General features: G+C 54.3%; 12 protein-coding genes. All 12 read right to left on the bottom strand.

Annotation, left to right across the window (positions count from 1 at the left end; all coding sequences use genetic code 11):
* Position 1: 1 nt before the first annotated feature.
* Entirely contained in the window at positions 2-865 is an 864-nt protein-coding gene (gene rfbA, locus F3J29_RS03005; RefSeq protein ID WP_166862885.1) for a glucose-1-phosphate thymidylyltransferase RfbA, read from the bottom strand.
* On the bottom strand, positions 865-1,938 hold the full coding sequence (gene rfbB / locus F3J29_RS03000) for a dTDP-glucose 4,6-dehydratase (protein WP_166862883.1): 1,074 nt from the start codon (positions 1,936-1,938) through the stop codon (positions 865-867). The genes rfbA and rfbB overlap by 1 nt, the downstream gene beginning before the upstream one ends.
* 400 nt (positions 1,939-2,338) lie before the next feature.
* On the bottom strand, positions 2,339-3,238 hold the full coding sequence (gene galF, locus F3J29_RS02995) for a UTP--glucose-1-phosphate uridylyltransferase GalF (protein ID WP_039304633.1): 900 nt from the start codon (positions 3,236-3,238) through the stop codon (positions 2,339-2,341).
* Positions 3,239-3,412: 174 nt separating this feature from the next.
* Positions 3,413-4,837, bottom strand: coding sequence for a colanic acid biosynthesis protein WcaM (wcaM, locus tag F3J29_RS02990; protein WP_166862881.1), 1,425 nt, complete (start codon positions 4,835-4,837; stop codon positions 3,413-3,415).
* A gap of 26 nt (positions 4,838-4,863) precedes the next feature.
* Positions 4,864-6,084, bottom strand: a complete 1,221-nt coding sequence (gene wcaL, locus F3J29_RS02985) for a colanic acid biosynthesis glycosyltransferase WcaL (RefSeq protein ID WP_166862879.1) — start codon at positions 6,082-6,084, stop codon at positions 4,864-4,866.
* Entirely contained in the window at positions 6,081-7,361 is a 1,281-nt protein-coding gene (gene wcaK, locus F3J29_RS02980) for a colanic acid biosynthesis pyruvyl transferase WcaK (protein WP_166862877.1), read from the bottom strand. Before wcaK ends, wcaL begins: the two co-directional genes overlap by 4 nt.
* A 57-nt stretch (positions 7,362-7,418) precedes the next feature.
* Positions 7,419-8,897: an MOP flippase family protein gene (locus tag F3J29_RS02975; RefSeq protein ID WP_166862875.1), complete on the bottom strand. Its 1,479-nt coding sequence runs from the start codon at positions 8,895-8,897 to the stop codon at positions 7,419-7,421.
* Positions 8,898-8,909: 12 nt separating this feature from the next.
* Positions 8,910-10,304, bottom strand: coding sequence for an undecaprenyl-phosphate glucose phosphotransferase (wcaJ, locus tag F3J29_RS02970; protein WP_166862873.1), 1,395 nt, complete (start codon positions 10,302-10,304; stop codon positions 8,910-8,912).
* A 236-nt stretch (positions 10,305-10,540) separates the two neighbouring features.
* Positions 10,541-11,911 carry a phosphomannomutase CpsG gene (cpsG, locus tag F3J29_RS02965; RefSeq protein ID WP_166862871.1) on the bottom strand — a complete coding sequence of 457 codons (1,371 nt, stop codon included), beginning with the start codon at positions 11,909-11,911 and terminating at the stop codon, positions 10,541-10,543.
* A 73-nt stretch (positions 11,912-11,984) separates the two neighbouring features.
* Positions 11,985-13,427, bottom strand: coding sequence for a mannose-1-phosphate guanyltransferase (cpsB, locus tag F3J29_RS02960; RefSeq protein ID WP_166862869.1), 1,443 nt, complete (start codon positions 13,425-13,427; stop codon positions 11,985-11,987).
* Between the two features lie 3 nt (positions 13,428-13,430).
* The gene (gene wcaI / locus F3J29_RS02955) at positions 13,431-14,651 is read right to left on the bottom strand and encodes a colanic acid biosynthesis fucosyltransferase WcaI (RefSeq protein WP_166862867.1); all 1,221 of its coding nucleotides are present in this window, start codon (positions 14,649-14,651) and stop codon (positions 13,431-13,433) included.
* Entirely contained in the window at positions 14,648-15,127 is a 480-nt protein-coding gene (locus F3J29_RS02950; RefSeq protein ID WP_166862865.1) for a GDP-mannose mannosyl hydrolase, read from the bottom strand. The genes wcaI and F3J29_RS02950 overlap by 4 nt, the downstream gene beginning before the upstream one ends.
* Between the last annotated feature and the right edge of the window lies 1 nt (position 15,128).

The following is a 15,128-nucleotide window of genomic DNA, read 5'->3' as shown; positions in this document are numbered from 1 at the left end:
ATTATTTAAGTAGCTTTAATAAATATTGGCCATAATGATTTTTCTTAAGCAGAGTGCCGCGACACTCAATTTCTGCATCGCTTAACCAGCCATTACGCCAGGCAATTTCTTCTGGGCAAGCAACCATCATGCCCTGCCTCTTCTGAACGGTTTCAACAAAGCTACCGGCTTCAATCAAGCTGTCGTGCGTTCCGGTGTCTAACCATGCAAACCCACGCCCAAGCTGCTCAACATTCAGTTGACCGCGCTTGAGATACTCATCGTTGACGGAGGTTATTTCTAACTCACCGCGCTCGGAGGGTTTTACATTTTTTGCGATTTCAATGACCGCGTTATCGTAGAAGTAAAGCCCGGTCACCGCCCAATGAGATTTCGGCTGGGAGGGTTTTTCTTCTATGGAAATAGCTTTGTTGTTTTCATCAAATTCGACCACGCCAAAGCGCTCAGGATCCATAACCTGATAACCAAAAACGGTTGCGCCTGTTTCACGCTGCGCCACGGCTTTTAATTTAGGGCTAAAACCTTGCCCAAAGAAAATATTATCGCCAAGCACAAGGCAAACCGAATCGTTGCCGATGAACTTCTCGCCAATAATAAATGCCTGCGCTAAGCCATCCGGTGTAGGCTGGACTTCATACGTCAGGTTAATGCCCAACGCGCTACCATCACCCAACAATCTAATGAAACTGTCCTGATCTTCCGGCGTGGTGATGATCAGGATGTCGCGAATTCCCGCCAGCATTAACACTGACAGCGGGTAATAAATCATCGGCTTATCATAAATCGGGAGTAATTGCTTAGAGACGCCCATGGTTATTGGATACAAACGAGTGCCGGATCCTCCGGCCAGAATGATACCTTTCATTATTCTAATCCTAAGCGTTCACGTTGATAGCTGCCATCCTGCACACGCTGGCACCATTTCTGATTTGCCAGATACCACTCCACCGTTTTCCGGATCCCACTTTCGAAGGTTTCCTGTGGTTTCCAGCCCAGTTCCAGGCCAATTTTATCGGCATCGATCGCGTAACGGCGATCGTGCCCCGGGCGATCGGCCACATAGGCGATCTGGTCGCGGTAGGAGCCTTCCTTTGGAACGATTTCATCCAGCAGAGAGCAAATAGTTTCTACCACATCAAGGTTTTGCTTCTCGTTGTGGCCACCAATATTGTAGGTTTCACCAATCTTACCCTGAGTCACCACGGTATACAGCGCGCGCGCGTGGTCTTCGACGTAGAGCCAGTCACGAATCTGGTCGCCTTTACCGTAAATCGGCAGCGGCTTACCTTCCAGCGCATTCAGAATAACCAGCGGGATCAATTTCTCAGGGAAATGATATGGGCCATAATTATTAGAACAGTTAGTGACGATAGTAGGCAGGCCATAGGTGCGCAGCCAGGCGCGGACCAGGTGGTCGCTGGAGGCTTTAGAAGCAGAATATGGGCTGCTTGGCGCATAGGCTGTTGTTTCAGTAAACAGGGGTAATGTCTCGCCCTGCCCTACTTCATCAGGATGGGGAAGATCGCCATACACTTCATCAGTGGAAATATGATGGAAGCGGAACGCTGCTTTTTTCTCACCGGCCAGTTCAGACCAGTAGCGACGTGCGGCTTCCAGCAGGACATAAGTGCCAATAATGTTTGTTTCAACAAATGCCGCCGGGCCGGTAATAGAGCGATCTACATGGCTTTCAGCTGCCAGATGCATGACGGCATCTGGTTGATGTTCATGGAAAATCCGATCTATTTCGGCTGCATCACAAATATCAGCCTGTACAAAGTAATAACGCTGATTAGCGGCGATGTCTGCTAAAGACTCCAGATTACCGGCGTAGGTCAATTTATCGACGTTAACTACGCTATCCTGGGTGTTATTTATAATGTGTCGAACAACGGCTGAGCCAATAAAACCCGCCCCGCCGGTAACAAGAATTTTCACTTGAGCAGTCTCTCTATAGTCTTATCATTACATTCCATGCAAACCATGAAATATAATATTTTTCAAATATATGTTATCGCTGCGTATATCACATTTGGCGATCGGCCATGCTACCGCCCCTGGCTCAACAGCTACCAGTCCACTGTACAACTCGCGAGAGGTCTTTCGGAATGTATTCAGGATAAATTCCGGGAATTCTCATCTTTCATGCAAAGATTCTCAAGTAAAAATTTTGGTCTATACAGTTCAACCAAAAAATGATAAGCCCATGAAAAATTTGAATTTCACTGTCGATTTATAAAGCAAAAACGGCGGCTCAACGTTCAAAGCCTGCCTAAGACTGAACGCCATGCCACCGTTTACCTCGCTCTCCTCCATGACAGCGACTTAAAACAGAAACTTATGCCTTAGCTAGCAGCTTCTGGATGCTTTCGCGAAACTTCTGGCCTTCTTTATGGTTACGTAGCCCGTACTGGACGAATGCCTGCATATAGCCCATTTTCTTACCGCAGTCATAGCTCTCGCCGGTCATCTGCATCACTTCAACCGGCTGAGTTTCATTCAGTACCGCAATGGCATCGGTTAACTGAATACGGCCCCATGCACCCGGCTCCGTTTTTTCGAGTAATGGCCAAATATCAGCCGAAAGCACATAGCGCCCCACGGCAGCGAGATCGGAGTCCAGCGTTTGCGGCTGGTCAGGTTTTTCAACAAACTCGACCACCCGGCTCACCTGCCCTTCATTCTGCAGCGGTTCTTTGGTGGTGATCACTGAATACGCCGACAGGTCTTCATTAGGCATATGTTTTGCCAGAACCTGGGTACGACCCGTTTCATTGAAGCGAGCCACCATGGCCGCCAGGTTATAGCGCAGCGGATCGGCGGTAGCACCATCAAGCACAACATCCGGCAGCACCACAACAAAAGGATTGTTGCCCACGATAGGCTGAGCGCAAAGAATAGAGTGCCCCAGTCCCAGCGGTTGGGCCTGACGAACGTTCATGATGGTGACCCCAGGGGGGCAAATAGACTGAACTTCGGCCAGCAGCTGACGCTTAACGCGCTGCTCAAGCAGGGCTTCCAGCTCGTATGAGGTGTCGAAGTGGTTTTCAACGGCATTCTTGGAAGAGTGGGTTACCAGCACGATTTCTTTGATACCAGCGGCAACAATTTCGTCGACGATGTACTGGATCATCGGCTTATCAACAATAGGCAGCATCTCTTTAGGAATCGCCTTCGTTGCAGGCAGCATATGCATACCTAAACCGGCTACCGGGATAACTGCTTTTAAATTAGTCATTCTTAGTCCCACCTCTAAATGGTTGGCAGATTATAGTCTTTTCGTGCTCTGATGCCAGCATGAATTTATTAAATGAATGATTCATGCTAGCGCCATAGAAGCGTCAACGAAATATGTCAACGCCGCGATTTGAGCCTCTGTTGACTCAGAATTGTCGTAAAAGGGGTTGCATTATTATTTGCTTGCCCTTGCGAGGGAAAAATTAAGGTTTTCACCGTTCACGTGAAGCTGATCGATCCGGTCGATATCGACCGAACTCTGCCCTCTTTCATTCACCGCATGAATATTCGCCAGCGACAGCAGCGTGCCATCTTTGGCCATGAACTTGCCGCGCACGTCTTTCCGGAGGTCGAAGTTAAGCTTCAGGGCTGGCCCCGCCGTAGAAATCTGCATCACATTGATATTGCGCATGAAAAGGTGCTGAGGTTTGTTGTGAAACTCAAGCGAGGCGTGCTTAAGTGTGACGTTGTTCAGTGCCACAAAGGAGGTGGCATTGCCGGATGAGATCTGAATACCGCGCAAAGGGCTGCTCAGTTCGCTATTATCGAGCTTAATATCGCTTAGCTTAAAGTTTTGCGGAATAGACAGATAATTGCCCTTAATCACGCCATAACCGATCAGCATCCCGGCGCTGTTCACCATATCCACATCGTCAATCACAAAGTTATCGCAGCCATATATCGCCACGGTCGCGTTATCAATTCCTGCGGTGCGGCTGAACGTTGGATTAATATTACGCGCTTTTACGTTACGAATAACGAAATGCTTCCCATTCTCAACATGAACGAGCTGCCGACAGTTACTGCCGGTGATATTCGCCACCACAAAGTTTTTTACCGCCTGATCTTCGGGATAATTATTGTCATACGTGCTGCCCGCCAGCCCAATGCCTATCCCCCAGTTAATCTTTCCATTAGTACAGTTAATGTTGTCGATAACGTGGTCGGAAATCAGCAAGTCGTGGTCGTTGATTGCCACGTTCCACTCGATGGCATCCCCTTGCAGATGACTGAAGTGACCATTGGTGATGCGCACATTCTCCATCCGGTTGTGAAACCCCTGCCGCAGGATGGCATAGTTGGCATCATGTACCGTGATATTGTCGATGGTCAGATTGCGCATAGTCCGGTTATCTTTCCCGCCAATGTAAATCTGCGCCACATTGACAAACCCGCTCATATCTATGCCCTTAATCGTGCAATCGGAGCCCCTCACATCCAGCGTAATATTGTTAAACCGCCCTTTCCCCTCCCCGACGATCTGGCAGCTATCCTGCAGCACAAACCGCCCTTTGCCGTTACCTTTCAGCCCGCCTGCCACACGCAGCGTTTTTCCCTGCGGCATAAAAATCGCGGTATTCATGCTGTCACAGACGACATTGGCCGGTACCTCAACGATATCCGCCGCGGCAAAAGCCTGGTTAAACGCGGCTATCCAGTCGTTTTGATAGAAATCTTTAACATTGACCTGGGCGTTCCGGCCAGCCGCCTTCCCCGTGCCAGGTATAAGTGAAACCGCCGCCAGCACAGAGCCTGCAGTCAACAGCTTGCGGCGAGACGCAGAGAAAGACAGGTGCTTCAGTGAATTGCTTTTCGACATAAGTCCTCAGCATAAGATTCGGTGATTTACAGCGTCTGAAGCTGACGGGCAAGCTGCTGGTAGATAACCTGTTGATTGAACTGGACGGCGACTTTATCTCTTGCCCGGGCCAGCATTAGCTGCAGATCGCGTTCTGGAACAGAAGCCACGGCCTGGAGCGTGTCGGCAAGCGCAAAGGCATCCTTTTCCGGCACCAGCCAGCCCGATTCATCGGCGTCGATAAGCTCCGGAATACCGCTATGAACGGTGGACACGACGGGAATGCCAACGGCCATCGCCTCCATTAGCGCCACGGGTATGCCTTCCATGTCCCCGTCCTCGCCGGTCACCGAAGGAAGCAAGAACAGGTCGGCCTGGTCCAGCATCGCCTTCACTTCATGGCTCGGCTTAAAGCCGGGCATAAAGACCACATCTTCCAGCTGCAGTTGCTCAATCAGCGTCTTCAGACGACGCTCCCAGGGGCCAATGCCCAAAATGTTGTAGCGAAAAGCCACGCCCCGCGCCTTCAGCAGGCGGCAGGCCTCAATGGCAAAATGTAACCCTTTTTTTTCCGTCAGCCGCGCCACCGAGATAATCTCCAGCGTCACCCCCGGCATTTTCATGGGTCTCAAAGAAAACTTGTCCATATCCACGCCCATGCGGGATACGGCAATTTTGTTCTCCGGGCAGCCCATGTTCTTCAGGCGGCTGGCCCAAAGATTGCTGATGGGCAACATCAAATCCCCACGCTCAAACAGCTGCCTGTATTCCGGCGTATAGTGAGCCAGCGCATCCCGGTGTGAGATATCAATGCCGTGGAACACGGTGGCAATTTTGCCGTTAAGCACGCCAAGCTCTTTGAGTTTGGCGGCAGTAACGCCCGCCGGGCCAAAGTGGGCAATAAAAACGTCGGCCTCAAAGGGCCGCTTCTGCCGGCCACAAATCGAGGAGAGGATCAGATTGCGGGCTTCATCACCATAGCGAGTGCGATTTAACGCTCGCCACGTACTGCCACGCAAAATCCCACGCAGCGTATTCCACGCCCGGTTTTTCAGCTTCGCGACTTTACCGTCTGGCTCGTCGAGCAGCCAGACGGTTTTTTCCGAAAGCCCATAGCTTTTAAACGCCGCGTGGGTATTGGTCAGGTCGCCCTTTTGCAGGGCAACAATCTCAACCTCGTAGCCCATGTCGATAAAAGCAGTTATCTGATTCAGCACAAACGTTTCCGAGGCCAGCGGAAACTTCAGCAGGAAGAAACCAACCTTCATGCCCCCTCCCTGACTCGCTCAAGCACCGACTTCACCATGTTCATGCCGTTTGCGCGCTCAGCGCTCACTGCCGTCGCAAGCCGTTGGTTAATTGCAGGTAATTGTCCCAAAACATCCGCCACTACGCCCTGCAAAGAGCCGTCCAGCAACTGGCGAATATCAATCGCCATTTCTGGCATCCCCAGCTGCTGCATAATGCCCGCAGATTTGTGCTCGTAGTTGATGGCGATTGCCGGCGTGCCGAAGTTCATCGAAATAATGGCCGAGTGGAGACGCGTTCCCACCGTGAGTTCGCAGGCAGCAAAAATCTTGCCCATTTCAAGATCGTTTAGCTCGTCCATCACAACGTGGTAGCTGTCAGGCTGGTTGATGTACTGGCGGATATTGAGCGCCACCATGCGATCGTCTTTGTTATAGCTGTCGATGCCGGTACAGGTGGAAAGTGCCAGGACCTGATAGCCCTGTTCAATCGTGCGATTCACCACCTCGGCGAATGCCCGCTCATAGGCATCCTGCGTGGTGCCCAGTCGCTTATCAAACGGTGCCAGCTCCCGGAGCGTAATGGCCACGGTTTTCTTTTTCTCGACCACGCCCAGCCAGTGCTTAACCGCATAGCCCGGCACAAAGTCCTCTTCATGCTGCGCCACCAGCCACGCCGTATCGACCCCTTGTTCCACCTTACTGGTGTCGATTTGACTTTGCTTCATCAGCGCCAGGCTCACGGTTTCGCGCAGAATAAGGGACTTCGCGTGGCCGAAAACATAGTTCGCCAGTTGGTTAAACTGCGGCTCCTGGAACGGGCCCACGCTATGCCCAACCATATAAACCGGCTTGCGGGCCATAAAGCTGCACAGCGCGTGCTCAAACTGCGTGACGCCATAAAGATCGACAAAAAAAGAGCCGCCCACCTGAATAATCGCGTCGTATTCCTGCAGCGATTTCACAAAATCAATAAACCCCTGGGGGATAGCAATATTGCGCAGCCGCCCGGTATTGGTTGCCTTGGCCACCAGCACATGGTGCTGATATTTACGGCGCAGAACTTTTTTCACCCGCCCAACCAGCCCGGCGGCGTTGTTATACCGCTTCATCTGCTTGTAGAGTCCGTCCCCCAGAACCGGCCGACCCAGCAACCAGGCAGAACTTACCGGGTAGCGGCTCATGACATCCACATGAACACCGTCATCAAGCGTAGTGATGGCATCAATTAATCCGCGCAAAATGGCGCTGTCGCCGCGGTTGCCGCAAGTATGGTTGCCAAGAATAAGTAATTTCATATCGACCTCTGACTTTATGACAAAGAGGAAACGTGTGGTTTCCCCTCTTTGTTGTTCTTAGCCCGCGCGGAGTAGCGCTTTCAGGCGTTCGCTTCGGCAAAACTGCCGCTTAAGTTCAACGATCAGCGCATTACGGGACAAAATAATCATCACCATAAACGCCGCCGCCCCGGCAGCGACCTGTACGCCAAGCATGGCCGCCAGCGGCAAATGCCCGGTCAGCACAATGCCCAGCCCGGCACTGACAATCAGCGTGGGGAGTGAGAGATAAAAAGGCAGCCAAATGCTGAGGATGTATTCCCGATAGCTGGAGCCCAGCACCGGTTTAATCATGATGAAATAGCTGAGCACGGTGTTCACAACCTGAACCAGCAGGAAGCCGAGCGTCACGCCGAGCGCGCCGCCGAGCTGGCCGCCGACGATAATCGCCGGGATAAACAGGCAGGTTTTAAACACGTTGAACTTGAAGCTAATGTCCACGCGCGCTTTCGCCATCAGCAGCGAACCGATTGGGTTCCCGATGGAGCGCAGCAGGCCAACAACGCACAACAGCTGCAGGATAGGCGTGATGAACTGCCACTTTTCCCCAAATACCAGCGGAACGACGTTATTGGAGACCACCATCAACCCCAGCAGCGCCGGGAAATTAATGATGCCCACAATCGACAGCAGCTTGTAAAAGTTCACCCGCAGCTTCGCCGTGTCGTCCTGAATTTTGGCAAACGCCGGAAACAGTACGCGAGTGATGATCGGGTTGAGCTTCATCGGCGGCACAACGGCCACGTTATAGGCGAGGTTATAGCCCCCTGCGACGCTGGCGCCGAGGATACGCGCCAGCACCAGCGTGGAAAGGTTGGTGTTGACGTAGTTGATCACGCTATCGGCGGTCAGCCACGCACCAAACTTCAGGTTTGAATTCACCGACTTCAGGGAGAAGCGGAATCCAGGGCGGTAAATCTTGCGGCCAAAGAAGCCAAACAGTGAGGTACGAACGACGGTATTCACCAGGTAACCGATGATTGCCGTGATGGCGAACGGATAGTACATCGCCGCCGTCACGGTGACGCTGAACCCCACCAGCACGGATACCGTCTCAATCGAGCCGATTTTCGAAAATTCCAGCTCCTTTTGCATCAGGGCGCGAAACTGCTGCCCGTGAGGAATAACAATAAAAGCCAAGGCCAGCGTTTTAATCAGCGGCGACAAATCCGGGTTATGTAACGCGCCTGCAATCACCCCACTCAGTAAAAAGACCGCAATGCACACCAGCACGCCCAGCCCGACATTCAGCCAGTAGAGCGTGGTCAGCTCCAGCTGGCTTATCTCTTTACGCTGAATAATCGAGTTGGCGATGCCAAAATCAGACAGCGTATCGGCCAGGGCGATGATCACCAGCGATACCGTCAGCAGGCCAAACTGATGGTTATCAATGGTTCTGGCCAGAATTGTCATCTGCGCCAGCCCTAAACCAATAATGATCACCGTTGCAATCGCGGACCACTTTGCGCCGCTGATGGTTTTTTCTCTCAGGCTCATGTTGGGTTCCGGTCAGTAAGCCGCTTTGTTAACAAAGCCTTTGAAAACGGTCAGGAAAACAATTTTGATGTCGAACCACAGGCTCCATTCGCGAATGTATTCCAGGTCAAATTCCACGCGCTTTTCCATCTTGTCGAGCGTATCCGTTTCCCCGCGCCAGCCGTTAATTTGCGCCCAGCCGGTAATGCCCGGTTTAACCTTGTGGCGCAGCATGTAACCTTCTATTAGCGCGCGGTATTGCTCGTTATGAGCCACGGCGTGGGGGCGAGGACCAACGATGGACATGCCGCCAAGCAGCACGTTGATAAACTGCGGCAGTTCGTCGAGAGAGGTGCGGCGCAGGAAGCTGCCTACCGGCGTGATGCGCGAATCCCCTTTCGTGGCCTGCACAACCACCGCGTCGTTTTCCATCACCTTCATAGAGCGGAACTTCCACACCTTGATTGGCTTGCCGTCCATGCCGTAGCGTGTCTGACGGAAAATAACCGGCCCGGGTGAAGTCAGCTTCACCGCGAGGCTAATGCAAATCAGAACCGGGGAAATCAGCAGCAAAATAAAAGAAGACAGCACGATATCCTCCAGCCGTTTGAGCACGCTGTTAAAGCCGCTCAAAGGCGTTTCAAACAGCGGTACAACCGGCACGCCGTTGACCTCTTCGGTGCGGGCGTTAAGGATATTGAAGGTGAAAACATCGGGGATCAGCAGTACCGAACAGGTGGTATCCGCCAGCTCGCTCACCAGCTTTTTAATGCGCGACTCGTGGCTCATTTCCATCGCGATATAGACTTTATCAATCTGGCCGTTGCGGGCGTCCGCCACCAGCGTATTGAAGTTGCCAATATAGCTAACCAGGGCGCCCGCAGGCGGCTCATCGTCATACACCCCAAGCACGTTAAAGCCGAGCCACGGTTCATTCTTGAAGCTTTGCGCCAGCAGCTGTCCGACCGGCAGAGAGCCGGCAATGGCAACGCGTCGAGTATTAAAGCCTTTGTTACGCAGCCAGCCTGCCGCAAAACGAATCCAGGAGCGGCAGATAACCATCCCTACGCCGCTCAGGACATACCAGGCAAGGTAGACCCAGAAAGAGCCATCAAAATCGCTGTTAAAAGCCAGTAGCCCGGCGCTGAAAACCACGCTCAGCGTCCAGTTTTGCAGCAACAGGAAGAGCTCGCTGGATATTTTTACCCCACGCCAGGAACGGTAAAAATCCGTCATCCCACCGATCATCTGGAACACAACGAGCGTCAATAAAGCCATCAGCAAGTGCATATAGAGAAAAGGCAAAGCGTTAGCCTTACAAACCATCCATAGCCCGGCAAACATGATGCTGATGTCAGAAAAACGTTGCACCATAGAGATCAACGATGCGTTGGTTTTTGGCAGCTCACGCTTTTTTAGATTTGTCATCGTTTTACCTTAGAAAGTTGTCGCATCGGTGTTTTCCCCCTCACCCCAGCCCTCTCCCCACGGGGGAGAGGGAGAAAAGCTGGCATCAGATATTTCCTTCCCACGGGAGAAGGAGAAAAGCTGGCACCTGACTATTCCCTCTCCACTGGAGAGTGCGAGAAAAGCTGGCACTTGATATTCCCTCTCCCTTCCAGGGAGAGGGTCAGGGTGAGGGTCAAACACCTCAATACGGCAGATTATTGGTTCAGCAACGCCATAATTTCCTGCGTTCGCGCCTGCATCAGCGCTTCATCCCCGCGGGACTCCACGTTCAGGCGCACCACCGGCTCGGTGTTAGAACTCCGCAGGTTGAATCGCCAGTCGCCAAACGACATGCTGATGCCGTCCGTGTGGTCTGTCTCTGCCGCATGCGGGCCGAAATGCGCGCGTACACGTTCAATAGCGTCCGCCGGCGCTTCCAGCTTGCTGTTGATTTCACCGCTGGCCGGCCACGCCGCCATCCGGTCCGCGACCAGCTCGCCCAGCGTTTTACCCTTCAGGCACAGCAGCTCCGTCACCAGCAGCCACGGGATCATCCCGCTGTCGCAGTAGGCAAAGTCGCGGAAATAGTGATGGGCGCTCATCTCCCCACCGTAAATCGCATCCTCTTCGCGCATCCGCTCTTTGATAAACGCATGCCCGGTTTTCGACATCACCGGCTGGCCACCCGCACGCTCGACGATATCAACCGTGTTCCAGGACAGCCGCGGGTCGTGAATGATTTTTGCCCCAGGCTGTTTCTCAAGAAACGCCGCCGCCAGAAGACCCACGATGTAGTAACCCTCGATAAACTGCCCTTTCTCGTCGAACAGGAAGCAGCGGTCAAAGTCCCCGTCAAACGCGATGCCCATATCCGCCCCGTGCGCAATCACCGCGTCGCGCGTATCGGCGCGGCACTCCGGCAGCAGCGGGTTAGGGATACCGTTCGGGAAGTTGCCGTCCGGCGTGTTGTGCACCTTCACGAACGTCAGCGGCACGTTGAGCGCCTTAAAGCGGGCTTCTATGGCGTCCACAATCGGGCCCGCCGCCCCGTTGCCGGAGTTCACCACCAGCTTCAGCGGCTTGATGTGGCTGACGTTGATGTAGGAGAACAGATGGTCGAGATACGCTTCCAGCACCGACACTTTCCGGTAGCTGCCGCGCGTCGCCTCATTCACCGGCGGGAAATCGTTGGCTTCCGCCAGGCGCTGCACGTCCCGCAGGCCGGTGTCACCGCTGATAGGGCGTGCCCCCTGGCGCACCAGCTTCATGCCGTTGTAGTCCATCGGGTTGTGGCTGGCGGTCACTTCGATGCCGCCGTCCACATTCAGATGCCAGGTGGCAAAGTAAATCTCTTCGGTACCGGACAGGCCAATATCCAGCACGTCCACGCCCGCATCCTGCAGGCCACGCGCCAGCGCCTGCTTCAGCGATTCGCTGGTCAGACGCACGTCACCGCCCAGCACGATAGTTTTTGGCTTCAGGTACTCACCGTAGGCGCGGCCAATGCGCCAGGCGATGTCTTCGTTCAGCTCGTCGCCCAGGCGGCCGCGGATGTCGTAGGCTTTAAAACAGGTCAGTTGCTGCATGATTTCGCTCCTTCGGGCAACAGTTACCCAACCCACGGGTTCTTGGCCCGTGGAGCATGTCTTTAGTCAGGGATTAAATACGCCCGTAGCGATCCTGGAAGCGGACGATGTCGTCTTCTTCCAGATAGGTACCGGAGCGAACCTCAATCAGGTCGAGGGGAATTTTGCCGGGATTTTCCAGGCAGTGGGTCATCCCGAGCGGAATGTAGATGGACTCGTTTTCGCCCAGCAGTTTAACCTCATCCCCCAGCGTGACCTTCGCGGTGCCCGCCACCACAATCCAGTGCTCGGCGCGATGGTGATGCATTTGCAGCGACAGGCCCTCGCCCGGCTTAACGGTGATGCGTTTCACCTGGTAACGCTCCCCGGCGTCGATGGAGTCGTATTTCCCCCACGGGCGGTAAACTTCCCGGTGGTTATGGTGCTCGTGGCGGCCATCGCCTTTGATGCGCTCCACCACTTTCTTCACGTTTTGCACGTGGTCACGATCGGCAATCAGCACCGCATCTTTGGTTTGCACCACGACCAGGTCTTTCACCCCCACGGTAGTGACCAGGCCAGATTCGGCATAGATGTAGCTGTTTTCGGTTTCGTGACTGATGACATCGCCGTGATGCACGTTCCCTTCCGGGCTCTTGGCGCTGATTTCCCACAGCGAGGACCACGAGCCCACGTCGCTCCAGCCCGCGTCCATCGGCACCACCACCGCATCGGCGGTTTTTTCCATCACCGCATAGTCAATAGACTCATCCGGGCAGGCCAGAAACGCCTGCTCATCCACGCGGACAAAATCCAGATCCGGATCAACGCCCGCCATGGCTTTTTCGCAGGCGGCCAGAATGTCGGGGCGGAACTTCGCCAGCTCTTCCAGATAGCGGCCCGCGCGAAACAGGAACATGCCGCTGTTCCAGTAATATTCCCCGCTGGCAACATAGGCCTGGGCGGTGGAAAGATCCGGTTTTTCGACAAACTGCGCGACGCTAAACGCCAGAGCATCAGCGCCGTTTTCCGGCGCGGCCACTGCGCCACGGCGAATGTAGCCGTAGCCCGTTTCCGGCAGGTCGGGGACGATACCGAAGGTCACCAGCTTGCCTGCTTCGGCGTAAGGCATCGCGCAGCGCACCGCCTCACGAAAAGCCTCTTCATTCTGGATGACGTGATCGGCGGCGAGGATCAGCATCAGCGGATCCTGCTGCGGCTGATTACGCAGCGCGGCCAGGGCGGCCAGGGCAATCGCCGGCGCCGTATTGCGCCCGGCAGGCTCCAGCACGATGTTTTCGGTCAGTTTACTTAGCTGGCGCAGCTGCTCGGCGACAATAAAGCGATGCTCCTCATTGCAAATCACCACTGGACTTTCGCACTCTACCCCGTTCAGGCGATTGATGGTGGTTTGCAGCATGGTCAGATCCCCTTTCAGGCAGAGGAACTGCTTGGGGTACAGCACGCGGGACAGCGGCCAAAGACGGCTCCCGTTTCCGCCCGCCATGATCACCGGATAGAGTTGTGACTGACTCATCATTTATCCCCGAATGTCAGCAATAAATTGGCTTAACACGTTCTCTTTTTCGAGCGTGCGTTCGGCATATTCACGTGCCGTCGTGTTGTCCGCGGGCAGCTGCAGACAGCGTTCAATGCCCGCCGCCAGCGCATCGGCGGACTCAGGCATCACGCAAACCGCAATGTCCGGATACGCTTCGCAAAGCTGGCCCAGCTCTGTTTCAGGCTCGGCGGTAATCACCGCATTTCCGCCGACGGCCAGGATGTTGGTGAGTTTTGACGGCAGGACGGCGTCTGCCGCCCCCCGGCGCTGGATAACAAGATGGCAATCGGCCAGGCAAAGCAGCGCGGGCAGCGCGTCGTAAGACTGAAGCGGGTGGAACGCCACGTTACTCAACCCGTGAACGTGCACCAGTTTTTCCAACCTTTCTTTACCGCCGCCCTGGCCCACAATGACGAACAGATACGGGCTTTCAGAGAACCGGCCCGCCACTTCAATCACCGTTTCCAGCCCCTGTTTTTCACCGATATTGCCAGAGTACAGGATGATTTTTTTATCTTCCGGCAGGTTGAGCGCCTGACGCACGGCCTGGATTTGCTCAGGATCAACGTCGCGGAAACGCGCTACTTCCGACCAATTAGGGAAGAAAATTACCCGCTGTGGGTCGACCCCTTTCTCTGTGGCTTTATTCATCATCGAGCGAGAAATGGTGGAGACGTTATCGACGTTGTGCAGCCCACTTTTTTCAAAGCGCTGGGCCAGACGAGCAATTTTGCCCGGCGTTTTGCCAGCCATGCCGAGGCCGAGCATCGCGTCCACCTCATAGTCCTGAATGTGCAGCAGCGTCCGCGCCCCACTCAGTTTTGCCAGCAGGCGCATCCCCGGCACGCAAAACAGCGTCGGTACCACGCCAATCACCCGGTCAGGCTTCCAGCTACGCTGCGCCAGAAGCGGGAAAAATGAACTCAGCGCAAAACTGCCCAGGTGAATCAGACGCTTCAGCGTCGAAGGCTGCTTCGGCACATACAGCGGGCAGCGCCAGACTGTTGCTTTCCCCTGCTCTTTTTTGTATTTCCATGCCGAGTAGTCCGGATGCACGCGCCAGACCGGATAATAAGGCGGCGCGGTGATCACCCGCACCTCATGGCCCCGGCTGGTCATCCACTCCACCATTTCACCGGTGTACTTGCCGATGCCGGTCAGCTCCGGGGAATAGTTAATGCCGTAGACCAGAATTTTCATAAGCCCGGTACCTTCCCTTTGCCCTGGGTGATGAAGTAAGCGCGGCTGTTGTCGTGCACGTCTTCCCGCTTGAGCAGTGCTTCCGGCGTCAGCCAGCAGTACGCTTTGTGCTGTTCGGCCGGCAGATTGAGCCGTTTGTCGTCCACCCGCAGCCGGAACCCCAGCACCACGTAATGCGTCGAAAAATCCTTGCCGGAGAAGTTATCGCCGTAGAAGTGCTGCCAGACGCCGTAAAATTCCCCGTCCAGCAGCGTGAACGATTTGCCCAGTTCAGCCTCCGTTAGCCGAATAAAAGCATTCGCCAGCGTTTCGTTCTTCAGTACCCGCCCTCCCGGCACAAACCAAAAGCCCTTCGCAGGGCGATTGGTCCGCAAACCCAGCAGGAACTCGCCTGCCTGGTTTTCGACAATAAGATCGATGGAGATCAACGGTGTAGCGCTCACAACGGTGGCAAAATCCTCAGCGCTTAAAAACATG

It is taken from the genome of Enterobacter sp. Cy-643 (assembly GCF_011752815.1).
Lineage (GTDB): Bacteria > Pseudomonadota > Gammaproteobacteria > Enterobacterales > Enterobacteriaceae > Cedecea.
Note: the sequence above shows the minus strand (reverse complement) of the source record. Positions and strands in the feature narration are given on the sequence as shown.